A 23,012-nucleotide genomic window follows, 5' to 3' on the forward strand; every position below is an offset into this window, starting at 1 on the left:
AGTCTAGGGGAGAGCCGGGCGGCGGCCAAGCGGTGTCAGGCGGCCGGCCGCTCGGTCGGCTCGCCCCGCAGGGTCCGGAGCAGGAGGGTCGCGCCGGCCGTCGCGGCGGGGGTGGCGACGACCGCGCCCCCGGGGACGAGGAACGCCAGGTAGACGGCGATGCCGAAGCCGAGCGAGACCGCGCGGTGCTCGCCGAGGAGGCGGCGGCGGTCGCGGAGGGAGAGCCCCCGGGCGTCGCCCGCGAACCCGGTCAGCTCGAGCGCGAGGGCCCTCCCGCCGACCAGGGCGCCCGCGACGAGGCCGACGATCGAGCCGACCACCGGCACCAGGCCCAGCAGCACCAGGACCACGCCGATCCCGAGGGAGGTGGCGACCAGCACGGCGGAGTCGCGGAGGCCGCGGCCGACCCCCTGCCAGAAGGTGCTCTCGCGCTCGTCGGGCACGCCGCCGAGGTCGTCCTCGACCCGCCGCCAGATCCGCTCGTAGAAGGGGTCGCCGACCAGCAGGGTCACCGCGGCGAAGAGGACCACGCCGAGGGCGAGCACGGCGCCGACCACTGCGATCGAGAGCACCAGGCGGACGGTGGCGGCCGTGCCCTCGTCCCAGCCGCCGGCGAACGGGGTGAGCGCGGTCACCGCGTCCTGCACCCGCGTGAGCACCAGGACCAGCACGCCGACGAAGACCAGGCCGACGATCAGGGGCGGGATCGCGCCGAGGAGCATCGCCCGCGGCGAGCGGACCCAGGTGCGGAAGCCGCGGAGGAAGAGCCGGGCACCGAGGCCGAGATCGCGGAGGACGCTCATCCCCCGATCCTCGCAGGTGGGCCCGGGCCGGCGGTCCGGCAGGACACTCGGCCGCACGGGGCGCGGAATCTCAGACCCGCTCGAACGGAGCGAGCAGCCCCGCCATCGCCTTCGTCCGCGGCGCCGCGTACTCGTCGCGCCGCGAGGTGCTGACGCCCATCGCGACGAGCCCCTCCACCAGGCGCACCGCCGAGGCGACGCCGTCGATCACGGGCACGCCCAGCTCCCGCGAGAGGTCGCGGCACAGGTCGGCCATCCCGGCGCAGCCCAGCACGATCGAGTCGGACCCGTCGACGGCCAGCGCTTCGGCGCACTCCGCCAGGATCGCGCGGCGGGCGTCGGAGCGGGGGTCGTCGAGTTCGAGCACGGGGATGTCGCAGGCGCGCACCTGACGGCAGGCGTCGCCGAACCCGGCGCGGCGGGCGATGTCCCAGGCGCGGCCGCTCGTGCGCGAGAGCGTGGTGACCACGCTGAAGCCCCGGCCGACGAGCGCGGCCATGTGCATGGCGGCCTCGGCGATCCCCACGACCGGGCCGCTCGCGATCTCGCGCGCGGCGTCGACCCCCGGGTCGCCGAAGCACGCGATGACCGCGCCGTCGCTGCCGGCCGCCTCCGCCCGGGCGATCTCGTGCAGGACGCCGGGCACGGCGAGCGCCTCGTCGTAGTGGCTCTCGATCGACGCCGGACCCATCGGCGGGGTGACGGCCGTGATCTCGGTGCCGAGCGAGGCGACGGAGCGGGCGGCCCGGCCGATCGCCGCGGTCATCGCAGTGCTGGTGTTCGGGTTGACGACGGTGATGCGCATGGTGGTTCCTCGGTTCGGGTGCCGGGAGGGGGAGGGACCCGCCCGGCGGCCGGTCCGCGGGATGCGGAGCGGCCGGGGCGGATCCCTCCTCCGTGCCGGCCGGATCAGACGGTCGAGCCGTCGCTGACGTGCTCGAGGTCCTCGTCGAGCCGCCCGATCCGCGGCGCGCGCCGCTCGAGCACGGCCATCGCGACGAACCCGAGCCCGCAGCCGAGGAACCAGCTGTAGTCGCCGAGCCAGGTGAACTCCGCGCCTCCCGCCTCCGCGATCCAGCGCGGCACGAGCACCGAGGCGACGGAGGGGACTCCGCCGATCACGGTCGCCCAGACGGCGTTGGGGTTGAAGCCGCGCGAGAACCAGTAGCGGCCCTTCTCGCTCATCGTGTAGAGGTCGTCCACCCAGACGCGCTGGCGGCTGATCAGGTAGTAGCCCGCGATGAGGACGCCGAACAGCGGTCCGATCAGCGCGCCGAGGATGCCGAGCGTGTAGTGGATGGCGGTGTCGTTCGAGTACCAGTTCCACGGGGTGAGCAGCACCGAGCCGACGGCGGCGATCATGCCGCCCATCCGCCAGCTGATCTTCTTCGGGTTGACGTTCGAGAAGTCGAACGCGGGGGAGATGAAGTTGGCGACGATGTTGATGCCGATCGTCGCGATGACGAAGGTGAGCCCGCCGAGGAGCACGGCGAACCAGGTGTCGATCCGCTCGACGGTCTCGATCGGGTCGGTGATCAGCTCGCCGAAGACCGGCACGGTCGCCGAGGCGGTGATCACGGTGAGGAGGGAGAAGAAGAGGAAGTTGATCGGGAGGCCGAGCAGGTTGCCGCGCTTCACGGCGCCGTAGCTGCGGGCGTACCGGGAGAAGTCGCCGAAGTTGAGCATCGGGCCGGAGAAGTAGGAGACGACCAGGGCGACGGCCGAGATCATCACCGGCACCGCGGCGGCGAGGTCGAGCGGCTCGCCGGAGCCGAGGGTGAGCGAGATGTTCTCCCAGCCCGCCTGCGATACCAGGTAGACGGCGAGCACGAGCATCACCACGTAGACCGCCGGTCCCGCCCAGTCGATGAAGCGGCGGATCGACTCCATGCCCCGCCAGAACAGCGCGGCCTGCGCGACCCAGAGGATCGCGTAGGAGAGGTAGCCCAGGGCCGAGAGGCCGAGGAACGACGCCTCGGGCGTGTTCAGGGCGGCCATGCCCGGGAAGAACTTGAGGAAGACGATGTTCAGCGACTGCGCCGCCAGGTAGGTCTGCACGCCGTACCAGGCGATCGCGATCAGTCCGCGGATGATCGCCGGGATGTTCGCGCCGCGGATGCCGAAGATCGCCCGGTTGATGACGGGGTAGGGCACGCCGGTGACCTGGCTGGGCTTGGCGACGAGGTTGCAGAAGACCTGCACGATCACGATGCCCACCACCAGGGCGACGAGCACCTGCCAGCCGGCCAGGCCCAGCGCGAAGAGCGAGCCCGCGGTCACGTACCCGCCGACGCTGTGCACGTCCGACATCCAGAACGCGAAGATGTTGTAGCTCGACCAGCGCTGCTTCCGGAGCGGGGCGAGGTCCTCGTTGGAGAGGCGGTCGTCGTAGGCGGCGCTCGCCGCGGCGGCGGGATCCGGATCGACGGGGGGAGCGGTGACTCGGGGTGCGGTGACGCGGTCGGACATGGGTGGATCCACCTCTCGGGCGGTCGTGCGCAGAGCGGCACGGAGCGGATGTGTCAGGGTGGTCGGGACGTCCGGCCGAGGAGGCGGGGCGTCGCGGAGAGCGTTCCGAGTGAAGTGATCACTTCACGCGGGCCACGCTACGAGTCGGGAGGCCGCCGCTCGTTTCGGCTCCGTTACGGCTGTGTGACGATCCGCGAGAGGGGACGGGCCATGCCCTCCGACGACACCGCGCCCGTCGAGGCGGCCGCCCGGGCGATCGCGGACGGTGCTGGACTCGGCGCGCGGCTGCGGGAGCTGCGGCTCTCGGCGGGCCTGTCGCTGAAGGCACTCGCCGGGCGACTCGGCATCTCCGTGAGCGCCGTCTCGCAGATCGAGCGCGGAGCCATGCAGCCCTCGGTCGGCCGGCTGATCGCCCTCGTGGACGCGCTGGGGGTCCCGCTGTCCGCCGTGTTCGACCAGGGCGCGTCGGCGCCGGTCGAGACCGCGGTCGTCCGGGCGCGCGAGTCGGCGCCGGTGGCGCTCGAGGGCGGAGTGCTGTTCCGCCGTCTGGCGCCGCGTCCGCTGGACGCCGTCGACTTCTTCGAGTCGACCTACCCGCCGGGCTCGACCTCGACAGCGCACCGGCAGCTGCTCCGCCACGACGGGTTCGAGATGGGGACGGTGACGCTCGGGGAGCTGACGGTCGAGTTCGAGGACGAGACGGTCGTCCTCGGGCCGGGCGACGCCATCACGTTCCCGTGCGAGCGGCCGCACCGCATGGTCAACACGGGCTCGACCACCGCGATCGCGACCTGGCTGATCGTCCACCGCTGACACCGCGCCGGTGCTTCGCGCCGGACCCCTGGTGGCACCACCTGCGTATGGGACCCTGGTCCTCGCTCCTCCACAACGGGCGGACGACCGTCTCCTGTCCACACCCCGGTCGGGATCGGGGCGCGGCGGGCCCTCGGTGTCGGTACCGCCTGGTGGGCTGGTCTCCTCGACCGAGGGGTGCGGAACGTGGAGGAGCGGATGGACGGCAGGAACGACGAGGGGTGCCCGCGCTGGTGCGCGGGCGAGCACGACGAGCTGGTCGCGGCGGGGGAGCGGCTGCACCGCTCCGCGGCGAGCTCGCTCCCGGTGGTGCTCTGGGCGGGTGGAGACGGGGCCGCGGGCGCGACGGTGCACGTCTCCCTGTGCCGCCCGGGGGAGTCGGGGGAGGACAGGCTCCGCCTGGAGGCCGACGGGCTCGGCGAGGTCGACCTCGATCTCAGCTCGGGGTCGCGGCTGGCCGGCGCGGTGCTCCGGCTACTCGGCGCCGCGTGAGGTGCGCGGCGGGTCGGGTGGCAGGAGGTCCGTCAGCTCGATCTCGAGCGCCTCGCAGAGCGCGAGGAGGGTGTGCAGCGTGGGGTTCGCGGGCGAGCCGGGCTTCGACTCGCCCTTCTCGAACTTCTGGTAGGTGTAGCCTGCGAGCCCGGCCGCGTGGGCGATCCGCTCCTGGCTGGCGCCCTTGGCGATGCGGGCCCGGTGCATGTTGGTGCCGAGCTCGCGGGCGTAGGTCGCCCAGTCGCGCTCGGGAGTGGGTGTCGACATGCCCGCCAGCTTCGGAGAAGTTCGGCCGCGGGTCAGCCATACACGGATGGGAAATTGCCGGTGGTCATACCCGGGTGACCACCGGCGGCGCCTCCGGAGCCCCGAGGGCCCCGCGACGGCAGCGCCTAGTATGGCCGGGTGCCAGTGAACCCCGAACTCGTCGGGCGCGTCTTCGCGCCCACGGAGCCCTATCAGGTGGGGCGCGAGAAGGTGCGCGAGTTCGCCCGCGCCGTCTCCGCGACCTCCCCCCTGCACCACGACGTCGAGGCCGCCCGCGCCGCCGGGCACCCCGACCTCGTCGCTCCGCCCACCTTCGCCGTCGTCGTGCAGGAGTTCACGCTCCAGCAGCTGCTCGCCGAGCCCGACGGCGGGATCGACTTCAGCCGCGTCGTGCACGGAGACCAGCGCTTCGTGCTGTCCCGTCCGGTCGTCGCCGGCGACGAGCTGACCGCGACCCTCTCGGTCGCCGCCATCAAGAAGCTCGGCGCCCACTCGATGGTCACCACCGAGTCCCGCATGGTCGACGCGAGCGGCGAGCACGTCGTCACCGCGATCTCGACCCTCGTGGTCAGGGGAGACGAATGAGCACCGCACTGCCCGCTCTCGCCGAGCTGAGCGTCGGCCAGGTCGTCGCCGAGAGCCGCTTCCCGATCGACCGCGGCACCCTGGTGCGCTACGCGGGCGCCTCGGGCGACTTCAACCCCATCCACTACCGCGACGACGTCGCCGCCGAGGTCGGCCTGCCCGGCGTGCTCGCGCACGGCATGCTCACGATGGGCACCGCGGTGCAGGTCGTCGTCGACTGGGTCGGCGACCCCGGACGCGTGGTCGACTACCAGGTGCGCTTCACCCGCCCCGTCGTGGTGGACCCGCGCGACGGCGCCGCCATCGACGTGGTCGCCAGGATCGGTGCTGTGAACGCCGAGGAGGGCTGGGTCCGCGTCGACCTCGCCGTCTCGGTCGAGGGCCAGTCCGTCCTCGGCAAGGCCCAGGCACGGGTCCGACTCGCGTGACCTCCGCGCCGCTGCTCTCCGCCCTGACCACCCTCCGCGTCGGCGGACCCGCCGAGCGCCTCGTCGAGCCCGCCACCGAGGCGGAGCTGGTCGAGACGCTCGTCGGCCTGTGGTCGGACGGCGAGCCGTGGCTGCTGCTCGGCGGCGGCTCCAACCTCCTCGTGGGCGACGACGGGGTCGAGGGTACGGTCGTGCGCGTGCGCACCACCGGCGTCGAGCGGCTCCCCTCCGACGAGCCGGGGCGCGTGCTCCTGCGGGTCCAGGCGGGCGAGTCGTGGGACGGCCTCGTCGCGACGACCGTGGAGCGCGGCTGGGCGGGTCTCGAGGCTCTCAGCGGCATCCCCGGCACGGTCGGTGCGTCGCCGGTGCAGAACATCGGCGCCTACGGCCAGGAGCTCTCGGACACGCTGGTCGCGGTCGACTTCCTCGACGAGGGCGCCCGCGAGCCCGTCCGGCTGACGGCGGAGGAGCTGCAGTTCGCCTACCGCACCTCCGTGATCAAGCAGGGCCGCCGGGGCGCGGTGCTGGCCGTCGAGTTCGCGCTCGAGGAGGTCGGCGCCGAGGGCGACGGCACTCCCGTCGCCTACGGTCAGCTGGCGTCGGCGCTCGGAGTCGCGCTCGGCGACCGCGTGCCGCTCGCGCGGGTGCGCGAGACCGTGCTGGCGCTGCGTGCGGGCAAGGGCATGGTCCTCGATCCGGAGGACCCGGACACCGCGAGCGCCGGCTCCTTCTTCACCAACCCCCTCGTCACGAGCGCGTTCGCCGACTCCCTGCCGCCCGAGGCGCCGCGCTGGCCGGTCGAGCCGACGGCGGAGGCGCCCGTCATCACCCCGCTCGCCGCGGTCGAGGCAGGAGCGCCCGTCGGGCTGCCCGTGCCTCCCCGCGCCGACGGCCTGGTGAAGCTCAGCGCCGCGTGGCTGATCGAGCACGCCGGCGTCTCGCGCGGTTTCGCCCTGCCCGGCTCGCGGGCCGCCGTGTCGAGCAAGCACACCCTCGCCCTGACCAACCGCGGAGGAGCGACGGCCGAGCAGGTCGCCGAGCTCGCCCGGTACGTCCAGGGCCGCGTCCTGGCGGAGTTCGGCGTGCTGCTGCACCCCGAGCCCGTCGTGGTCGGCACCGCGGTCTGAGTCCGCGCGGTCTGCGCGCGCAGGCCCCGCGCTCGCGGGGACGCGCGCCCTCCGGCCGCGGCCTCCTCCGGCTCAGCTGTCGCGGCGGATCCAGCGGAAGCCGAAGCGGCAGGCGACGAGCCCCACGACGAGCCAGATACCGAGCACCAGCGCGACGCCGCCGAGGTCCCACGACCCGTTCACCTCCGCCTCCTCGAACCCGCTCGGCAGGAACACGGCGCGCATGCCCTGCGCGATCCACTTGAGCGGGAAGACGCTCGCCGTGTTCTGCAGCCAGTCCGGCAGCGTCGTGAACGACAGGTACGACCCCGAGATGAACTGCAGCACGAGCAGCGGCGGCACGATCACGGCGGTCGCGCTCTTGCCCGAGCGGGGCAGCGCGGAGACGGCGATGCCGAGGATGGCCGACGTCGCGACTCCTGCCAGGTAGACCCAGGCGAAGGTCGCCCAGCGCCCGCTGTCGGTGGGCAGCTCGACCGAGAACACCGTCGCCGCGACGAGGAGCAGCAGGGCCGTCTGCGCGAGGCTCGTCACGAGCACCTGGCCGAACTTGCCGATGAAGTAGCTGAAGACCGGCAGCGGTGCCCCCGCGAGGCGCTTGAGCGTGCCGTCGCCGCGCTCGACCGCGATGTCGACGCCCAGGTTCTGGACGCCCGAGAGCAGGATCCCGGCCGCGGCGAGGCCCGGCACGTAGTACTCGGCCATCGGGATGCCCGGGTCCTGCGGGTTCGCCTGCATCACCGCGGTGTCGCCGAACGCGACCGAGAAGATCGTCAGGAGCAGCACCGGGAAGAGGAAGGTGAAGAACACCTGGTCCGGAGCGCGGAAGTACGAGCGGATCTCGTAGCGGGCGCGGGCGAGTCCGAGGCGGACGGTGCGTCCCGGGCCGGTGGAGAGGGTGCGGGGGCGGGTGGCGACGGCGGTCACGCGGGCTCTCCGATCAGGTCGACCGCGTCGCGGTCCTCGCGGATGAGGTCGAGGTAGATGTCCTCGAGGCTGGGGCGAACGACCTCGAGGGCCGTCGGCTCACCGATCCGGGAGTGCAGCTCGGCGACGGTCCGGGCGGGCTCGGTGGTGCGCAGCCGGTGCAGCACGCCGTCCTCGCGCCACTGCACGATCGGGACGCGCGCCTCGTCCCCTCCGATCGCGCTCATCGGGCCGATGGCCAGGAGCCGCCCGCCGGAGATCACGGCGGCGCGGTCGCCGAGGCGGGCGGCCTCGTCGAGGTAGTGGGTGGTGAGCAGGATGGTCGTGCCCTCGCTCTTGAGCAGAGCGATCAGGTCCCAGAAGGAGTGGCGGGCCTCGGGGTCGAATCCCGTGGTGGGCTCGTCGAGGAACACCAGCTCGGGACGGCCGATGATGCCGAGGGCGACGTCGACGCGGCGGCGCTGGCCGCCCGAGAGGCGTCCGATGCGCGAGCGGGCCTTGGACGTCAGCCCGACGGCCTCGATGGTCTCGTCGACGTCGCGCGGTCGCGGATAGAGGCTGGCGAAGTGCGCGATCTGCTCGCGGACCGTCGCGTTGCCGGACTCGCCGCTGGACTGCAGGACGATCCCCAGACGCGCCTTCCATGCCAGGTCGCCGTGGCGCGGGTCGACCCCGAGCACCGACACCTCGCCGCCGGAGCGGTCGCGGTAGCCCTCGAGGATCTCGATGGTCGTCGACTTGCCGGCGCCGTTGGGGCCGAGGAGCGCGAAGGTCTCGCCCCGGTGGATGTCGAAGGAGACTCCCGCGACCGCCGGAGCGCCCCCGTAGTCCTTCCGCAGGTCGCGGACTCGGACGGCGTGGTCTTCGCTCATCGTCACAGCGTGCCCTGTCGCACCCCTCCGGCGACAGTGATCCCCGATTTCCGCCTCCCTCTTGCCCTCCTCGCCCCGAGATGCCAGGCACCCCTCACCTGTCGGACAGGCGCGTCGCAGTACCCGCCGTCACCGTGCGGCACGGTCGAGCGGCGATCGGCGATCCGCGTGTCGGCGGATCGTCATCCGCGCTGCGCATCCCGCTCTCTGCGACGCACCCCCGTCGTCGAGCCGATCGCGGCCGATCGACGACGCAGGAGGAGGGCTAATCGGTGCCGAAGAGCCGCTGCAGGCGGCGCACGCCCTCGAGGAGCGCGTCGTCGCCGAGGGCGTAGGACAGGCGGAGGTAGCCGCTCGGTCCGAAGGCCTCGCCGGGGACGGTGGCGACCTCGGCCTGCTCGAGGATGAGGTCGGCGAGCTCGAGGGAGGTCGTCGGGGTGGTGCCGTTCCACTCGCGGTTCAGGAGCCCGTTCACGTCGGGGTAGACGTAGAACGCGCCGCCGGGGGTGGGGCACTCGATCCCGTCGATCGCGTTCAGCTCGGCGACGATGGTGCGGCGGCGGCGGTCGAAGGCCAGGCGCATCTCCTCGGCCGGCTCCTGCGGGCCGGTGAGGGCGGCGATCGCGGCGCGCTGCGAGATGTTCGAGACGTTGCTCGAGAGGTGCGACTGCAGGTTCGAGGCGCCCTTGATCGCGTCGGCCGGGCCGACCATCCATCCGACGCGCCAGCCGGTCATCGCGTAGGTCTTCGCGACGCCGTTGACGAGGATCGTCCGGTCGCGCAGGGCCGGCACCGCCTCGACGATCGAGGTCGCGTGCTCGAGCGGGCTCGCGTCGTCCTGGTCGCCGGTGGAGTAGACGAGGTTCTGGTAGATCTCGTCGGCGATGATCCAGAGGCCGTGCTCCTCGGCCCACTCGCCGATCTCGCGGGTCTGCTCGGCCGAGTAGACGGCGCCGGTGGGGTTGGAGGGGGAGACGAACAGGAGCACCTTGGTGCGCTCGGTGCGCGCGGCCTCCAGCTGCTCGACGGTGACCAGGTAGCCCTGGTCGGCGCCCGCGAACACGTCCACCTGAACGCCGCCGGCGAGCTTGATCGCCTCGGGGTAGGTGGTCCAGTACGGGGTCGGCACCAGCACCTCGTCGCCGTCGTCGAGGAGGGTCTGGAAGGCCTGGTAGACGGCCTGCTTGCCGCCGTTGGTGACCACGACCTGCGAGGGGTCGACGGCCCATCCGGAGTCGCGCGCCGTCTTCTCCGCGATGGCCGCGCGGAGGTCGGGGAGGCCCGCCGCGGGGGTGTAGCGGTAGTTCCCCGGGTCGAGCACGGCGGCCGAGGCGGCCTCGACGATGTGCTCGGGAGTGAGGAAGTCGGGCTCGCCGGCGGCGTAGGACACGACCGGGCGGCCCTGGGCCTGGAGGGCCTTCGCCTTGGCGTCGACCTTCAGAGTGGCGGACTCGGCGATGGCGGCGATGCGGGCGGAGATGCGCGTGGTGGAGGACACGACGGCCAGCGTATCCTGCGCGCGCACGGGGCTCCGAGGCCCCCCGCCGCTCGGCTGGACACGCCCTGCGGGTCCACGTACACTCTTCCGAGGTAGTCGATCTCTGCCCTCATCCACAGCGCCCGCGAGGGTCGTGGCGGTGGGGCGGCGGGTCGGTCTCCTCCTCGGATGCTCGCAACGGCATCCATAGGGCGGTGGCTCAATTGGTAGAGCAGCGGTCTCCAAAACCGCAGGTTGCAGGTTCGAGCCCTGTCCGCCCTGCACATCGATGCCCGTCGCACGCGGTCCCCGCGACGCTGCGGTCATCGGTCCAGGGCCGCCCATGACGGGCGGTCGGCCACACCGGAGGTTCCGGTGCGGGAAAGGTGCGTGCAGGTGGCCGGGAAAGCAGTCGACGAGCCGAGCGAGGACGTCGTCGCGATCGCCAATCAGCAGCGAGCCGCGCGGCGCAACCCGTTCGCGCGCATCGCCCTCTTCATCCGGCAGGTCATCGCCGAGCTGAAGAAGGTCGTGACGCCCACCCGCAAGGAGCTGGGCAATTACGTCGTGGTCGTGCTGATCTTCGTCGTCATCATGATGGCGCTGGTGTCCTTCCTCGACTGGGTGTTCGCCCTGGCCGTGACGTACGTGTTCGGCACACCCGCCGCCTGACCCGAGAGCATCCGGGCCGCGCGAGCGGAGGGTGCCGGCGACAGCGGGACGCGCCCCGAGGGGCGCGACCGATCGATCGAGAGAGAGTTGTGACGAGTGTCTGACAGAAACCGCGACGACGTCGACTGGGCGACGGCTGCCGAGCAGTCGTCGGAGGTCGAGGAGGAGCAGGAGGGCGACGTCCAGTCGCAGGCTGAGGACGCCGTCGAGCCCGCCGAGCAGGGTGCGCTGAGCATCATCGACGAGAACGAGTCCGAGGACGACCTCGCCTCCGACCTCGAGGCAGCGCTGGACGCCATCGGCTCCGTCGACGACCCCGAGGCCGACTCCGCGGTCGACGAGGCCGCGCACATCGACACCGTCGAGGAGGCCGAAGCGGCCCTCGAGGCCGTCGAGGACGAGGCCGAGGTCGCCGCCGAGGACGCCGAGGCCGCCGGTGAGGACCTCGCCGACATCGACCCGTACGAGGCCTTCCGCACCGAGCTGCGCGGCAAGCCGGGCAAGTGGTACGTCATCCACTCCTACGCCGGCTTCGAGAAGCGCGTGAAGTCCAACATCGAGAACCGCAAGGTCTCGCTCGAGGCCGAGGACTACATCTTCGAGGTCCAGGTCCCGATGGAGGACGTGGTCGAGATCAAGAACGGCCAGCGCAAGATGGTCACCCGCGTGCGCATCCCCGGCTACGTGCTGGTGCGCATGGACCTCAACGAGGACTCGTGGTCGGTCGTCCGCCACACGCCGGGCGTCACCGGCTTCGTGGGCAACGCCCACAACCCGACCCCGCTGCGCTTCGAGGAGGCCTTCACGATGCTGAAGAGCCTCGTCGAGATCAAGGACGTCGCCCCCTCGAAGACCTCCGGCGCGAAGGGCCAGAAGCAGGCCCAGCGCGTGCTGCCCGCCGAGGTCGACTTCGAGATCGGCGAGACCATCACCATCAAGGAGGGCTCGTTCGCGGGTCTTCCCGGCTCGATCAGCGAGATCAAGCCCGAGAGCGGCAAGCTCACCGTGCTCGTCTCGCTCTTCGAGCGCGAGACCCCGGTCGAGCTGTCGTTCGACCAGGTCACCAAGCTCTGACGCGTCGCCTCCGCGCCGCGTGAACGCCCCCTCCGCACGTCGGAGGGGGCGTTCGCCGTTCCGGGCGGCGCCCCCTCCGGCACCGCCCCACGCGCCCCCGGGCGTCGGCCCCTCCTCCGCCCTGTCGGGGGTGGCCCCGCTCGTGTAAGCTCGTACGGGTTTTCGTGTCGGCGCCCGCCTCTGTGCGCGCCGGACGACCCTCCTCCACCGCGATCCGGCACCGTCGGATGCGCGGGAGAGCGGCCGGGAGCCCCCGACCGCTCGAACCCTGAGAAAAGGAATCAGAATGGCCCCCAAGAAGAAGGTCACCGGCCTGATCAAGCTCCAGATCAAGGCCGGCGCGGCCAACCCCGCGCCCCCGATCGGTCCGGCGCTCGGTCAGCACGGCGTCAACATCATGGAGTTCTGCAAGGCGTACAACGCGCAGACCGAGTCGCAGCGCGGCAACGTCATCCCCGTCGAGATCACCGTCTACGAGGACCGCTCGTTCACCTTCGTGCTGAAGACCCCGCCCGCGGCGGAGCTCATCAAGAAGGCCGCCGGCGTCGCCAAGGGCTCCTCGACCCCGCACACCGTGAAGGTCGCGAAGCTCACCCAGGCGCAGGTCCGCGAGATCGCCGAGGCGAAGCAGGTCGACCTGAACGCCAACGACATCGACGCCGCCGCGAAGATCATCGCCGGCACCGCCCGCTCGATGGGCATCACGGTCGAGTAGCGCGACTCGCTGCTCGACGGCGGGAGCGACGCGCCCACCGGCGCGGACCCACCGCGGAAGCCTCGAGAACCCGACGGCGGCCCCTCAGCGGGGTCGCACGCCCGGTCCGGAAACGCCTCTGCACGACCTCTCCGCCTCCCGCGAGCAGCAGTCACGGCCGCGATCGCGGCACCACTAGAACTCCATCACCCCCGTGGGAGAGCCCGCCAGGCTCTAGAACCACATTCTCGTTTCAAGGAGAAACAACATGGCACAGAAGTCGAAGGCCTACCGGGCCGCCGCGGCCAAGCTCGAAGAGGGCAAGTTCTACACGGCCGACGAGGCCGTCGCGCTCGCCCGCGAGACCGGTTCCGCCAAGTTCAACAGCACCGTCGAGGTCGCCCTCAAGCTCGGTGTCGACCCCCGCAAGGCCGACCAGATGGTCCGCGGCACGGTCATCCTGCCCCACGGCACGGGCAAGACCGCCCGCGTCATCGTGTTCGCGACCGGTCCGGCCGCCGAGGCCGCGCTGGCCGCCGGTGCCGACGAGGTCGGCGGCGCCGAGCTCATCGAGAAGGTCGCGGGCGGGTACACCTCGTTCGACTCCGCCGTCTCGACCCCGGAGCTCATGGGCCAGGTCGGCCGTCTCGGAAAGGTGCTCGGCCCCCGCGGCCTCATGCCCAACCCGAAGACCGGCACCGTGACCCCGGACGTGGCGAAGGCCGTGACCGAGATCAAGGGCGGAAAGATCGAGTTCCGCGTCGACAAGCACGCCAACGTGCACCTCGTCGTGGGCAAGGCCGCGTTCACCGAGGAGCAGCTCCAGGAGAACTTCAAGACCGCGCTCGACGAGATCCTCCGCCTCAAGCCGTCCTCCTCGAAGGGCCGCTACATCCAGAAGGCCGCCGTCTCGACGACCTTCGGCCCCGGCATCCCGCTGGACGTCAACGTCCTGGCCTGAGCCGAGCACGCACTGACGTGAGGAGGGGGTCCGCTTCGGCGGGCCCCCTCCTTCGTCGTCCCGGCATACTGGACCGGTGATCCGCCGCTCCACTCCGCCGCGCCTCCCGTGACCGTCCGCCGCGCGTCGGCCGCCGATGCCGAGGCCCTGGCCGAGCTGGCCGCCGCGACCTTCCCGCTGGCCTGCCCGCCGCACACCACCGCGGAGGCGAAGGCCGAGTTCGTGCGCACCGTGCTCTCGGTCGAGCGCTTCCGCGACCACCTCGCCGATCCGCTCCGCTCGCTCCTGGTCGACGACGACTCCGGCGCGCTGACCGGCTACGCGATGCTCGTGCGCGGGGAGCCCGCCGACGCCGACGTCGTCGCGGCGATCCGGCTGCGTCCGACCGTCGAGCTCAGCAAGTTCTACCTCCTGCCCGGCCGGCACGGCTCCGGAGCGGCGGCCGCGCTGATGGCCGCGACCCTCGAGGAGGCGCGGGCTCACGGTGCCGCGGGCGTCTGGCTCGGCGTCAACGAGGAGAACGCGCGCGCTCAGCGCTTCTACTCCAAGCACGGCTTCGCGGTCGTCGGCCGCAAGCGCTTCCTCGTCGGCGACCGCTGGGAGGACGACTTCGTCCTCGAGCGCTCTCTCTCCTGACCCTCCCCGCGAGACGCCGCCCGGGTACGCGACACGCTCCGCGTGGCGTACCGGAGCGGCATCTCGCCGAGGTCAGCCCTCGGAGACGGTGAGGACGATCTTGCCGCGGGTGTGGCCCGTCTCGAGCTGCTCGTGCGCCTCGCAGGCGCGGGCGAGGGGGAAGATGCCGTCGATGAAGACGCGGACGTCGCCCGACTCGAGAAGGCGCGAGACCACGCCGAGGGTCGCCCCGTCGGGAGCGACGCGGTAGGTGGAGGCGCGCACGCCCGCAGCGGCCGCCTCCTCGAAGAACCCGGGCCAGCTCCCGGTGGGCGCGTTCACGATCAGGCCCCCGGGGCGGAGGACCCTCAGCGAGCGCGAGCCCGTGTCGTCGTGGACGTTGCCGACCAGATCGATGACCACGTCGACGCCGGACAGCAGCTCGTCGAAGCGCTCGGCGGTGTGGTCGATCACCTGCGCGGCGCCGAGCTCGTGCAGCCACTGCAGGTTGCGGGTCGAGCCGGTCGCGATCACCGAGGCGCCGAAGTAGGCGGCGAACTGCACCGCGAAGTGGCCGACTCCGCCCGACCCGGCGTGGATGAGGATCCGCTGGCCCTCGTGCGCCTTGGCGAGCTCGACGACCATGCCCCAGGCGGTGAGCGCCGCGAGCGGGACGCCGGCCGCTTCGACGTGCGAGAGCGTCGACGGCTTCCGCGCGATGGAGACGCTCGGCACGCTGACGTACTCCGCGTAGGAGCCCGAGTAGCGCGGCACCATGACGAAGCCGTAGACCTCGTCGCCCGGCCGCAGCGGATGCGCCGGGTAGGGGCTCGAGACGACGACGCCCGAGAAGTCGTGGCCGAGGACCGCAGGGTAGGAGGCGATCTGCGAGGCGACCCCCTGGCCCGCGCGCGTCTTCGCGTCGAGCGGGTTCACGCCGGCCGCGACCACCTTCACGGTGAACTCGGCGTTGATGGCGGAGGGGGTCGGCACGGTCGCCAGGTGCAGGGCGGAGGCGTCGCCCGGCGCGTCGATCACCGCCGCCGTCATCGTGTCGGGGAGGACGACCTCCTCCGGGATCTCGCCGATCGCGAGGCCGTGCCCGAGCGCGCTGGTGTGCATCGTCGCCTTTCCTGTCGCTGAGGCGTGCGGGTGGAGCGTGCCGAGGACGTCGCCCCCGATCCCCGCATCCGACGCCGCGACCAGTCAATCGAGGCAATGAGTCGGCGCTGTTACGGGGGTGTCACCCTCGGGAGAAGATTGGCGCGGAGCCGCGGGCGCCCGGTCTGGCACGATGAGGGGATGCGACGCCGACGTACCCTGCTGGTCGGCGGTGCCCTCCTTGTCCTGGCCGGGCTCGTGGTCCTCCTGGCCGCCCGGATCAGCATCGGCACCAGCCGCTGGGTCTACGTCAGCGAGATGGGCGCGCCGGACCTGCCGACGGCGGGCGCCTTCGAGGCCGCTCTTCTGCTCGTGGCGGCCGGCGGCGCGCTGATCGCCGCGGGCGCCTGGCCGGTGCGCGCCCGCCTGCTCCCCGCCCTCCGCCCGGCCGGCGCGATCCTCCTGGCGGCCGCCTGCTTCGCGCTCGCCTCGCAGGTGACCTGCACGGCGGGCTGCCCGCTGCCGGTCGGGCCGGCCTTCCGCTGGCAGGACCTCATCCACACCTCGGCCGCCGTCCTCGGCTTCGGGGCCGCCTGCGCCGCGATGCTCCAGCTGGCGACCGTGCGGGGGCGCCCTGCGGTCGCGCGGCTCTCGCTCGCCGCGGGGATCTCGGTGGCGGTCGTCGCCGGGACGGGCGGGATCCTGTCGCTCCTGCGCGTGTGGCTGCGGCTCGGCGGCACGCTCGAGTTCGTGGCGACGGCGATCGCAGTGCTCTGGCTCGCGTTCGTCGGCCTGGTGCTCGCGCTCGAGGACCTCAGCGCTGAGCGAGCCAGCCGCGGACGTGCCCGCGGATCCGGTCCTGCTGAGCGGCGAAGCCCTCGTCCCGCGACGGCACCCGCTCGCAGTCCGCATCCGGAAGAGCCCTAGCCCACGCCTCCGCGACCTCGACCGGGTGCACGGGGTCGCGCTCGGCCGCGATCACCAGGGTGCGCGCGATGACCTCGCCCAGCTCTCCGGAATCGCGGTAGGCGGCGTTCCGCGGGATCTGGGCGAGACGGACGGCGCGCTCGGCCGCGCGCGGGGAGCGGAACTGCAGCGTCAGCGCCTCCGCCGACGCGGGGGACACCTCGGCGGCGCGCGCGAACAGGCCCGAGGCGCGGAACATCCGCTCGCCGCGCTTCGCGCCGTGGTCGTGCAGCAGCTGCGCGATGACGGGGAACACGGTGAGGTTCTCGGGCAGCGGCTCGGCGGTGAAGGCGGGACGCACGAAGACGGCGCGGTCGATCGGCAGCACGCGTCGGACGGCGAGGCGCAGGGCGATCGCCGCGCCCATCGAGATGCCGAGCACCGTGAGCGGCTTGTGCGCGGCTCCGGCGCGCACGACCTCCTCCGTCACCTCGTCGGCGAGCGCCTCGAGGGCGAAGTCGCCGGGCGCGCCGAGCAGCTCGGAGGCGCCGTGGGCGCGGACGTCCGGAGCGATGACCTCGCTGCCGGCGGGGAGGGCGGAGCGCAGCAGCCCCAGCGGCTGGGAGCGGTCGCCGCCCAGGCCGTGCAGGAGGAGGACCGTCACCGGGCGCGCGTCCGCTCGTGCAGCTCGGCCATCAGCATCCCCGCCAGCCGCACGAGGATGTGGATCTCGTCCTCGTCGCGGTCGACCCAGCGGGAGTTCGGCTCGCCCTCGATCGGCACGAAGTCGCGGTGCTGCTCCCAGACGACGAGCGTGCGCTCGGCGCCGAGGACGTACTGCTGCCAGAAGACCTGCCGCAGGTAGTGGCGCGGGATGCTCCGCCACGGCTTCGTCGTGGTCTTGATCTCGCAGAGCTCGAGTCGGCCGTCCTCGCGGAGGCCGATGCCGTCGGGCGTGGCGAGGTGGCGCCGCTCCTGGCTCGCGTGGAAGAGGGTGCTGCTGGGCTCGATCGCGTGCTCGCTCCGCACCCAGGCGGCGATCTCGGGCTCGCGGGCGCGGCCGTGGTCGGTGAAGGCGTTGCCGCCGAAGCCGGTGCCGTAGAGCTTGTCGAGCGCGGCCCTGCCGATCGCGGCGGGGGAGGAGAGGCGGGCGACGTCGGTCGCCGTGATGCCGCGCGAGCGGGCGCGGAGCCAGGCGACGCGGTCCGAGGAGTCGGCGACGACCCTCCGGAGGTGCGGGGGCTCGGCGTCCGTGAAGACGGGCTGCGTCTCCCAGGGGAAGGAGAGCTGCAGGTCGGGCACCGATTCATTCTCTGCCCCCTGCGGCGCCCGGTCGAATCGGCACGCCGACCCGCGGCGTCTCACCGGGGCGCGACGGCCCGCGCCGGCGGCTCAGGCGTCGAGGAAGGCGTCGACGTGCGCGGGGGAGAGGAGGTGGCGCCGGACCATCAGGGCGGCGCCGCGGACGCCTCCGCCCTGGGCCGCGGCCTGCACGATGTCGAGCGCGCGGGTCGCCAGGGGGAGGGAGCGGCGGTAGACGACCTCGCGGACCCCGGCGAGGACCTCGTGGCTGGCCTGGGCGATGCTGCCGCCGACGACGATGACGGACGGGTTCAGGAGGTTCACGCAGGTGGCGAGCACCTCGCCGATGTCGCGGCCGGCGGCGCGCGTGAGCTCGACGGTGGTGGGGTCCCCGCCGGTCAGCAGGGTGACGACGTCGGAGGTGCTGGCGGCGTCGATCCCGGACTCGGTCAGCCGGCGGGCGATCGCCGAGCCGCTCGCGATCGCCTCGAGGTCGGCCTCGCCGCGGTCGCCGGGGACCTGCACGTGGCCCAGGTCGCCCGCCGCTCCGAGGGCTCCGCGCTGCAGGGCGCCGCCGCTGACGATCCCGGCTCCGATGCCGGTGGAGACCTTCACGTAGAGGAGGTCGTCGACGTCGGCGTAGTGGTCGGCGTGCTCGCCGAGCGCCAGCAGGTTCACGTCGTTGTCGACGAGGACGGGCACGGGGAGGCGGCGGCCGACGAACTCCGGGATGTCGAAGCGGTCCCAGCCGGGCATGATCGGCGGCTTCACCGGGCGGCCCGTCGCGTGCTCGACGGGTCCGGGGACGCCGACGCCGACTCCCGCGAGCGGGCCGGCCGCCGGAGTCCGGCCGAGCAGGGCCGCGGCGACGTCGAGGGCGTGGCCGAGGACGGCGAGGGGGCCGTCGGCGATGGCGATGCTCTCGCGGCGGCGGGCGAGGACCGTGCCGTCGAGGTCGGTCAGGGCGACGACGGCGTGCGCGGCGCCCAGGTCGACGGCGAGGAGGCTGCGCGCCCGGGGGTCGAAGGCCACGCGGGCGGCGGGGCGGCCTCCGGAGGAGGGGGCGTCGTCCTGCCGGGCGACCAGGCCGGAGGCGGTGAGGACGTCGAGCTGGGCGGAGACGGCCGCGCGCGGCAGGCCCGTCTCGGCGACCACGTCGGCCCGCGTCCGGGGCGCCCCGTCGGCCAGCAGGAGCAGCAGCTCGCCGACCGCGCTGACGGTGATGCGGCGGCGCGGGGACATGGCCAGAGTCAACCACAGCGCCCGTGCTTCTGTGCGGCGGGTGCCCGACTTGGCGGGCGCGCAGGGCTAGTTTTGCTTGTCCGTGAGCAAAAGTCCGCGTAGGGTTCGAGGCACACCTTCCGATGCGATCAGGAGCCCCACCGGTGGCCACACCCCCAGACCTCTCTGTCCAGCTGTACTCGGTGCGCGAGCCGCTCGCGGCCGATCTGCCCGCCACCCTCGACCGCCTCGCGGCGATCGGCTTCACCACGGTCGAGCTCTTCGGGTTCGTCGACCTGGCCGACGCCTACCGCGCGGCGCTCCCGGCCAGCGGACTGCGCGCTCCCGGCGCCCACGCGCGCCTCCTCGGCCCGCAGGGCGACGCCACCGTCGACGAGATCCTCGACACGGCCGCCTCGCTCGGCGTCGAGACCGTGATCGACCCCTTCGTCGACCCGACCCGCTGGACCACCGCGGACGACGTCGCCCGCATCGCCGACGAGCTGAACGCGCTGGTCGACTCCGCCGCCGCCCGCGGCCTGGTGCTCGGCTACCACAACCACGCCTTCGAGTTCGAGAACCGCGTCGACGGCCGCAGCGCCTTCGAGCACCTCGCGGGCCTGCTCGACCCGCGCATGGTCCTCGAGCTCGACACCTACTGGGCGGCCGTCGGCGGCGACGACCCGGTCGAGGTGCTCGGACGCCTCGGCGACCAGGTGCGCTTCCTGCACGTGAAGGACGGCCCGATCTCGGCCGACACCCAGGAGCAGCTGCCCGCGGGCGAGGGCGCGATGGACGTCCCGGCGATCCTCGCCGCCGCTCCTCAGGCCCTGCCCGTGCTGGAGTTCGACGCCTACGCCGGCGACATCTTCGAGGGCCTGGAGTCGGCCCACCGCTACGTCTCGGGGCTCGGCGCATGAGCGGCACCGGCCGCGTGGGCGTCGGCGTCATCGGCGCCGGCAACATCAGCACCCAGTACCTGACCAACCTCACCGTCTTCCCCGACCTCGAGGTGCTCTTCGTCGCCGACATCGACCTCGAGCGGGCGAGGACCCAGGCCGAGGCCTTCGGCGTCCCCGCCTCCGGCACCGTCGAGGAGCTCCTCGCGCACGAGGGCATCGAGATCGTCGTGAACCTCACGATCCCGGCCGCGCACGTCGAGGTCGCGCGCCGCGCGGTCGAGGCGGGCAAGCACGTGTGGACCGAGAAGCCCTTCTCGCTCGACCGCGACAGCGGGATCGAGCTGCTCGCGCTGGCGAAGGACAAGGGGCTGCGCGTCGCGACCGCTCCCGACACCTTCCTGGGCGCGGGCCTCCAGACGGCGCAGCGCGTGATCGAGAGCGGAGCCATCGGCACGCCGCTCTCCGCCCTCACCCTCTTCCAGGGCCCCGGCCCCGAGTCGTGGCACCCGAACCCGGAGTTCTTCTTCGCCGAGGGCGGCGGACCGCTGCTGGACATGGGCCCGTACTACATCACCACGCTCGTGCAGAACCTCGGCCCCGTCGAGAGCGTCACCGCCGTCTCGTCCCAGGCCCGCGCCACCCGCGTGGTGGGCTCCGGCCCGAAGGAGGGCACCGAGTTCCCGGTGACCATCCCGACGCACATCGGCGGGCTGCTCCGCTTCGAGTCCGGGGCCTCGGCCCAGGGCGTGTGGAGCTTCGAGTCGAGCCTGCCGCGCACCGGCTTCGTCGAGATCAACGGCTCCGAGGGCACCCTCGTCCTCCCCGACCCGAACCAGCACGACGGAGAGATCACCCTGCACCGCCGCGGGTCCGCCGAGCCTGAGGTCATCGCGGCGACCGGCTCGACCGCCTCCCGCGGCACCGGCGTGCTCGAGCTCGCCCGCGCGATCCGGGCCGACCGCCCCGAGGCCGCCTCCGGAGACCTCGCCTATCACGTCACCGACGTGATGCTCTCGCTGCTCGAGGCCGCCGAGACCGGCGAGAAGGTCCTCGTCACCAGCTCCGTGACGCCCCGCCCCGCACTGCCCGAGAGCTGGGACCCGACCGAAGCGACCCTCTCCTGATGCCCGCGCCCCTGCGCGTCGGCGTGCTCGGCGGCGGCTTCATGGCGGCCGTGCACAGCCGCGCGGCCCGCAGCGCCGGAGCGGTGCTCGCCGGAGTCGCCTCCTCCACCCCGGAGAAGGGCGAGCGGGCGGCGGCCGAGCTCGGCGTCGAGCGCGCCTACCCGGACGCCCGGGCCCTGATCGAGGACGAGAGCATCGACCTCGTGCACGTCTGCACCCCGAACGCCACGCACGCCGCACTCGCGCTCGCGGCGATCGAGGCGGGCAAGCACGTGGTCTGCGAGAAGCCGCTCGCCGCGACGCTGCGGGAGGCGGAGTCGCTCGCTGCGGCCGCGTCCTCCGCCGGCGTGGTGGCGACCGTCCCGTTCGCCTACCGCTTCCACCCGATGGTGCGCGAGGCCCGTGCCCGCGTCGCCTCCGGCGAGACCGGCCGTCTGGTCACGGTCCGCGGGAGCTACCTCCAGGACTGGCTGCTGGGCGCCTCCGACGACAACTGGCGCGTCGACCCGGCCGCCGGCGGCCGCTCGCGCGCCTTCGGCGACATCGGCTCGCACCTGGTCGACCTGCTGGAGTTCGTCACCGGCGACCGGATCGACTCGCTCGCCGCGATCACGAGCACCGTCCACGCCGAGCGCGGCGGCCGCCCGGTGAGCACCGAGGACGTGGCCGGCCTGATCGTCCGGCTCGAGGGCGGCGCCGTCGGCACGCTCCTCGTCTCGCAGGTCACCGCGGGCCACCGCAACGAGCTGGTGCTCGAGGTGTCCGGGCTGGAGGAGTCGCTGCGCTTCGAGCAGGAGCTCCCCGAGACGCTGTGGGTCGGCCGGCGCGACAGCGCCCTGCTGGTGCCGCGCGACGCCTCGATCCTCGCGCCCGATGCGGCCCGGCTCTCGATCGTGCCGAGCGGTCATCCGATGGGCTACCAGGACGCCTTCACAGCGTTCGCCCGCGACACCTACGCCGCAGTGGCGGGCGCCGACGTGGAGGGTCTGTCGACCTTCGCCGACGGCCTCCGCGCGGCGCGCATCACCGAGGCCGTGCTCGACGCGGCCGAGACAGGCGCCTGGGTGACCGTGCCCACCGCCGACGACCGGACGGAGATCGCCGCATGAGCGACGAGAAGACCTACCCCGCCACCCACCCCGTGACGCTGTTCACCGGTCAGTGGGCCGATCTGCCCTTCGAGGAGGTCGCCCGACTCGCCGCCGAGTGGGGCTACGACGGACTCGAGATCGCGGCCTCGGGCGACCACCTCGACCTCAAGCGCGCGGACGAGGACGACGCCTACGCCGCCTCGCGTCTGGAGATCCTCGACCGCTACGGCCTCGAGGTCTTCGCCATCTCGAACCACCTCACCGGCCAGGCCGTCTGCGACGACCCGATCGACTTCCGCCACAAGGCACTCGTGCGCGACTACACCTGGGGCGACGGCGACGCGGAGGGGGTGCGGCAGCGCGCCGCCGAGGACATGAAGCGCTCGGCGCGGGTCGCCCGCAAGCTCGGCGTGGACGTGGTCGTCGGCTTCACCGGCTCGAAGATCTGGCCCTACGTGGCGCAGTTCCCGCCGGTGCCGGCCTCCGTGATCGACGAGGGGTACGAGGACTTCGCGACGCGCTGGAACCCGATCCTCGACGAGTTCGACGCGAACGGCGTGGTCTACGCGCACGAGGTGCACCCGTCCGAGATCGCCTACGACTACTGGTCGAGCGTGCGCACCCTCGAGGCGATCGGTCACCGCCCGGCCTTCGGCTTCAACTGGGACCCGTCGCACATGATGTGGCAGGACATCGACCCGGTCGGCTTCATCGTCGACTTCAAGGACCGGATCCACCACGTCGACTGCAAGGACACCCGCCTGCGCCCGAAGAACGGCCGCGCGGGCGTGCTCGGCTCGCACCTGCCGTGGGGCGACCCGCGCCGCGGCTGGGACTTCGTCTCGACGGGGCACGGCGACGTCCCGTGGGAGGACGCGTTCCGCGCGCTGGAGTCGATCGGCTACTCCGGCCCGATCTCCATCGAGTGGGAGGACGCCGGGATGGACCGCCTCCACGGCGCGAAGGAGGCCGTCGGCTTCATCCGCTCGCTGCTCTGGAGGACCCCGACCGCGTCGTTCGACGCCGCGTTCTCGAACCAGTAGCCGCGCGGCTCCCCTCGGCGGGATCCCGCTCCGGCCCGCAGCGCAC

At 72.9% G+C, this 23,012-nt stretch carries 26 protein-coding genes and 1 tRNA gene; 16 read left to right on the plus strand and 11 right to left on the minus strand.

The window, feature by feature from the left end; all coding sequences use genetic code 11:
• Window positions 1-35 precede the first annotated feature (35 nt).
• The 3 genes from C5B93_RS10240 to C5B93_RS10250 form a co-directional block, all read right to left on the minus strand.
• Window positions 36-803 (minus strand): EI24 domain-containing protein, encoded by a 768-nt coding sequence (locus C5B93_RS10240; RefSeq protein ID WP_104292413.1) that lies wholly within the window; start codon window positions 801-803, stop codon window positions 36-38.
• A gap of 70 nt (window positions 804-873) precedes the next feature.
• Complete coding sequence (locus C5B93_RS10245) at window positions 874-1,608, minus strand: aspartate/glutamate racemase family protein (RefSeq protein WP_104238288.1); 735 nt, start codon at window positions 1,606-1,608, stop codon at window positions 874-876.
• A 104-nt stretch (window positions 1,609-1,712) separates the two neighbouring features.
• Entirely contained in the window at window positions 1,713-3,272 is a 1,560-nt protein-coding gene (locus C5B93_RS10250) for an NCS1 family nucleobase:cation symporter-1 (RefSeq protein ID WP_104266754.1), read from the minus strand.
• A 210-nt stretch (window positions 3,273-3,482) separates the two neighbouring features.
• Here C5B93_RS10250 and C5B93_RS10255 point away from each other — a divergent pair, with 210 nt between their 5' ends.
• Both C5B93_RS10255 and C5B93_RS10260 read left to right on the plus strand, forming a co-directional pair.
• Window positions 3,483-4,085: a helix-turn-helix domain-containing protein gene (locus C5B93_RS10255; protein WP_104238286.1), complete on the plus strand. Its 603-nt coding sequence runs from the start codon at window positions 3,483-3,485 to the stop codon at window positions 4,083-4,085.
• A 198-nt stretch (window positions 4,086-4,283) separates the two neighbouring features.
• On the plus strand, window positions 4,284-4,577 hold the full coding sequence (locus C5B93_RS10260) for a DUF6907 domain-containing protein (protein ID WP_104238285.1): 294 nt from the start codon (window positions 4,284-4,286) through the stop codon (window positions 4,575-4,577).
• Here C5B93_RS10260 and C5B93_RS10265 read toward each other — a convergent pair.
• Window positions 4,560-4,844 (minus strand): helix-turn-helix domain-containing protein, encoded by a 285-nt coding sequence (locus C5B93_RS10265; protein WP_104223625.1) that lies wholly within the window; start codon window positions 4,842-4,844, stop codon window positions 4,560-4,562. The genes C5B93_RS10260 and C5B93_RS10265 overlap by 18 nt on opposite strands.
• Before the next feature lie 138 nt (window positions 4,845-4,982).
• On the opposite strand from C5B93_RS10265, the gene C5B93_RS10270 reads away from it, so the two are divergent.
• From C5B93_RS10270 to C5B93_RS10280, 3 genes are read left to right on the plus strand one after another with little or no spacing between them, the layout of a single operon-like run.
• Window positions 4,983-5,429, plus strand: coding sequence for a MaoC family dehydratase N-terminal domain-containing protein (locus tag C5B93_RS10270; RefSeq protein WP_104227045.1), 447 nt, complete (start codon window positions 4,983-4,985; stop codon window positions 5,427-5,429).
• Entirely contained in the window at window positions 5,426-5,857 is a 432-nt protein-coding gene (locus C5B93_RS10275; protein ID WP_104238284.1) for a MaoC/PaaZ C-terminal domain-containing protein, read from the plus strand. Before C5B93_RS10270 ends, C5B93_RS10275 begins: the two co-directional genes overlap by 4 nt.
• Entirely contained in the window at window positions 5,854-6,984 is a 1,131-nt protein-coding gene (locus C5B93_RS10280; RefSeq protein WP_104292414.1) for a UDP-N-acetylmuramate dehydrogenase, read from the plus strand. Before C5B93_RS10275 ends, C5B93_RS10280 begins: the two co-directional genes overlap by 4 nt.
• 72 nt (window positions 6,985-7,056) lie before the next feature.
• Here C5B93_RS10280 and C5B93_RS10285 read toward each other — a convergent pair whose 3' ends face one another.
• From C5B93_RS10285 to C5B93_RS10295, 3 genes are all read right to left on the minus strand, one after another.
• Window positions 7,057-7,911 carry an ABC transporter permease gene (locus C5B93_RS10285; protein ID WP_104223629.1) on the minus strand — a complete coding sequence of 285 codons (855 nt, stop codon included), beginning with the start codon at window positions 7,909-7,911 and terminating at the stop codon, window positions 7,057-7,059.
• Window positions 7,908-8,783 (minus strand): ABC transporter ATP-binding protein, encoded by an 876-nt coding sequence (locus C5B93_RS10290; protein ID WP_104254889.1) that lies wholly within the window; start codon window positions 8,781-8,783, stop codon window positions 7,908-7,910. Before C5B93_RS10290 ends, C5B93_RS10285 begins: the two co-directional genes overlap by 4 nt.
• Window positions 8,784-9,048: 265 nt before the next feature.
• Window positions 9,049-10,290 (minus strand): pyridoxal phosphate-dependent aminotransferase, encoded by a 1,242-nt coding sequence (locus C5B93_RS10295; RefSeq protein ID WP_374953143.1) that lies wholly within the window; start codon window positions 10,288-10,290, stop codon window positions 9,049-9,051.
• Between the two features lie 179 nt (window positions 10,291-10,469).
• Between C5B93_RS10295 and C5B93_RS10300 the strand changes: the two genes are divergently transcribed.
• From C5B93_RS10300 to C5B93_RS10325, 6 genes are all read left to right on the plus strand, one after another.
• Window positions 10,470-10,542, plus strand: a tRNA-Trp gene (locus C5B93_RS10300).
• A 114-nt stretch (window positions 10,543-10,656) separates the two neighbouring features.
• Window positions 10,657-10,932: a preprotein translocase subunit SecE gene (secE, locus tag C5B93_RS10305; protein WP_068208793.1), complete on the plus strand. Its 276-nt coding sequence runs from the start codon at window positions 10,657-10,659 to the stop codon at window positions 10,930-10,932.
• Between the two features lie 96 nt (window positions 10,933-11,028).
• Complete coding sequence (gene nusG / locus C5B93_RS10310) at window positions 11,029-12,006, plus strand: transcription termination/antitermination protein NusG (protein WP_104234235.1); 978 nt, start codon at window positions 11,029-11,031, stop codon at window positions 12,004-12,006.
• A 286-nt stretch (window positions 12,007-12,292) separates the two neighbouring features.
• The gene (rplK, locus tag C5B93_RS10315; protein ID WP_104223632.1) at window positions 12,293-12,721 is read left to right on the plus strand and encodes a 50S ribosomal protein L11; all 429 of its coding nucleotides are present in this window, start codon (window positions 12,293-12,295) and stop codon (window positions 12,719-12,721) included.
• Window positions 12,722-12,968: 247 nt separating this feature from the next.
• The gene (gene rplA, locus C5B93_RS10320; RefSeq protein WP_104223633.1) at window positions 12,969-13,661 is read left to right on the plus strand and encodes a 50S ribosomal protein L1; all 693 of its coding nucleotides are present in this window, start codon (window positions 12,969-12,971) and stop codon (window positions 13,659-13,661) included.
• A 108-nt stretch (window positions 13,662-13,769) separates the two neighbouring features.
• A complete protein-coding gene (locus C5B93_RS10325; RefSeq protein ID WP_104292415.1) occupies window positions 13,770-14,297 on the plus strand; it encodes a GNAT family N-acetyltransferase in 528 nt (175 codons plus the stop codon).
• Between the two features lie 72 nt (window positions 14,298-14,369).
• Here the strand turns inward: C5B93_RS10325 and C5B93_RS10330 are convergent, their stop codons facing one another.
• Entirely contained in the window at window positions 14,370-15,398 is a 1,029-nt protein-coding gene (locus tag C5B93_RS10330; RefSeq protein WP_374952914.1) for an NADP-dependent oxidoreductase, read from the minus strand.
• Between the two features lie 180 nt (window positions 15,399-15,578).
• On the opposite strand from C5B93_RS10330, the gene C5B93_RS10335 reads away from it, so the two are divergent.
• Window positions 15,579-16,304: a DUF998 domain-containing protein gene (locus tag C5B93_RS10335; RefSeq protein WP_104223635.1), complete on the plus strand. Its 726-nt coding sequence runs from the start codon at window positions 15,579-15,581 to the stop codon at window positions 16,302-16,304.
• Here C5B93_RS10335 and C5B93_RS10340 read toward each other — a convergent pair.
• The 3 genes from C5B93_RS10340 to C5B93_RS10350 form a co-directional block, all read right to left on the minus strand.
• Window positions 16,192-16,947, minus strand: a complete 756-nt coding sequence (locus C5B93_RS10340) for an alpha/beta fold hydrolase (RefSeq protein WP_159939686.1) — start codon at window positions 16,945-16,947, stop codon at window positions 16,192-16,194. The two genes, C5B93_RS10335 and C5B93_RS10340, sit on opposite strands and share 113 nt — an antisense overlap.
• Window positions 16,944-17,576, minus strand: coding sequence for a YqaJ viral recombinase family protein (locus C5B93_RS10345; RefSeq protein ID WP_104238303.1), 633 nt, complete (start codon window positions 17,574-17,576; stop codon window positions 16,944-16,946). Before C5B93_RS10345 ends, C5B93_RS10340 begins: the two co-directional genes overlap by 4 nt.
• A 99-nt stretch (window positions 17,577-17,675) precedes the next feature.
• The gene (locus tag C5B93_RS10350; RefSeq protein ID WP_104223637.1) at window positions 17,676-18,827 is read right to left on the minus strand and encodes an ROK family transcriptional regulator; all 1,152 of its coding nucleotides are present in this window, start codon (window positions 18,825-18,827) and stop codon (window positions 17,676-17,678) included.
• A gap of 143 nt (window positions 18,828-18,970) precedes the next feature.
• On the opposite strand from C5B93_RS10350, the gene C5B93_RS10355 reads away from it, so the two are divergent.
• From C5B93_RS10355 to C5B93_RS10370, 4 genes are read left to right on the plus strand one after another with little or no spacing between them, the layout of a single operon-like run.
• Window positions 18,971-19,726, plus strand: a complete 756-nt coding sequence (locus tag C5B93_RS10355) for a sugar phosphate isomerase/epimerase (protein ID WP_258068197.1) — start codon at window positions 18,971-18,973, stop codon at window positions 19,724-19,726.
• Window positions 19,723-20,832: a Gfo/Idh/MocA family protein gene (locus tag C5B93_RS10360; RefSeq protein ID WP_104223639.1), complete on the plus strand. Its 1,110-nt coding sequence runs from the start codon at window positions 19,723-19,725 to the stop codon at window positions 20,830-20,832. Before C5B93_RS10355 ends, C5B93_RS10360 begins: the two co-directional genes overlap by 4 nt.
• Window positions 20,832-21,941 (plus strand): Gfo/Idh/MocA family protein, encoded by a 1,110-nt coding sequence (locus tag C5B93_RS10365; protein ID WP_104292418.1) that lies wholly within the window; start codon window positions 20,832-20,834, stop codon window positions 21,939-21,941. The genes C5B93_RS10360 and C5B93_RS10365 overlap by 1 nt, the downstream gene beginning before the upstream one ends.
• Window positions 21,938-22,966 carry a sugar phosphate isomerase/epimerase gene (locus C5B93_RS10370; RefSeq protein ID WP_181067905.1) on the plus strand — a complete coding sequence of 343 codons (1,029 nt, stop codon included), beginning with the start codon at window positions 21,938-21,940 and terminating at the stop codon, window positions 22,964-22,966. The genes C5B93_RS10365 and C5B93_RS10370 overlap by 4 nt, the downstream gene beginning before the upstream one ends.
• Window positions 22,967-23,012: the final 46 nt, after the last annotated feature.

Origin of the sequence: Rathayibacter sp. AY1A2, assembly GCF_002930935.1 — a bacterium.
Taxonomy (GTDB): Bacteria; Actinomycetota; Actinomycetes; order Actinomycetales; family Microbacteriaceae; genus Rathayibacter.

Bases quoted from the DNA above. Each gene is read 5' to 3' on its own strand.
- C5B93_RS10260 (WP_104238285.1), top strand. From the start codon at position 4,284: ATGGACGGCAGGAACGACGAGGGGTGCCCGCGCTGGTGCGCGGGCGAG.
- C5B93_RS10360 (WP_104223639.1), top strand. From the start codon at position 19,723: ATGAGCGGCACCGGCCGCGTGGGCGTCGGCGTCATCGGCGCCGGCAAC.
- rplA (WP_104223633.1), top strand. From the start codon at position 12,969: ATGGCACAGAAGTCGAAGGCCTACCGGGCCGCCGCGGCCAAGCTCGAA.
- C5B93_RS10250 (WP_104266754.1), bottom strand. From the start codon at position 3,272: ATGTCCGACCGCGTCACCGCACCCCGAGTCACCGCTCCCCCCGTCGAT.
- C5B93_RS10265 (WP_104223625.1), bottom strand. From the start codon at position 4,844: ATGTCGACACCCACTCCCGAGCGCGACTGGGCGACCTACGCCCGCGAG.
- C5B93_RS10290 (WP_104254889.1), bottom strand. From the start codon at position 8,783: ATGAGCGAAGACCACGCCGTCCGAGTCCGCGACCTGCGGAAGGACTAC.
- C5B93_RS10365 (WP_104292418.1), top strand. From the start codon at position 20,832: ATGCCCGCGCCCCTGCGCGTCGGCGTGCTCGGCGGCGGCTTCATGGCG.
- C5B93_RS10275 (WP_104238284.1), top strand. From the start codon at position 5,426: ATGAGCACCGCACTGCCCGCTCTCGCCGAGCTGAGCGTCGGCCAGGTC.
- C5B93_RS10255 (WP_104238286.1), top strand. From the start codon at position 3,483: ATGCCCTCCGACGACACCGCGCCCGTCGAGGCGGCCGCCCGGGCGATC.
- C5B93_RS10240 (WP_104292413.1), bottom strand. From the start codon at position 803: ATGAGCGTCCTCCGCGATCTCGGCCTCGGTGCCCGGCTCTTCCTCCGC.
- C5B93_RS10335 (WP_104223635.1), top strand. From the start codon at position 15,579: ATGCGACGCCGACGTACCCTGCTGGTCGGCGGTGCCCTCCTTGTCCTG.
- C5B93_RS10245 (WP_104238288.1), bottom strand. From the start codon at position 1,608: ATGCGCATCACCGTCGTCAACCCGAACACCAGCACTGCGATGACCGCG.
- C5B93_RS10350 (WP_104223637.1), bottom strand. From the start codon at position 18,827: ATGTCCCCGCGCCGCCGCATCACCGTCAGCGCGGTCGGCGAGCTGCTG.
- rplK (WP_104223632.1), top strand. From the start codon at position 12,293: ATGGCCCCCAAGAAGAAGGTCACCGGCCTGATCAAGCTCCAGATCAAG.
- C5B93_RS10370 (WP_181067905.1), top strand. From the start codon at position 21,938: ATGAGCGACGAGAAGACCTACCCCGCCACCCACCCCGTGACGCTGTTC.
- C5B93_RS10330 (WP_374952914.1), bottom strand. From the start codon at position 15,398: ATGCACACCAGCGCGCTCGGGCACGGCCTCGCGATCGGCGAGATCCCG.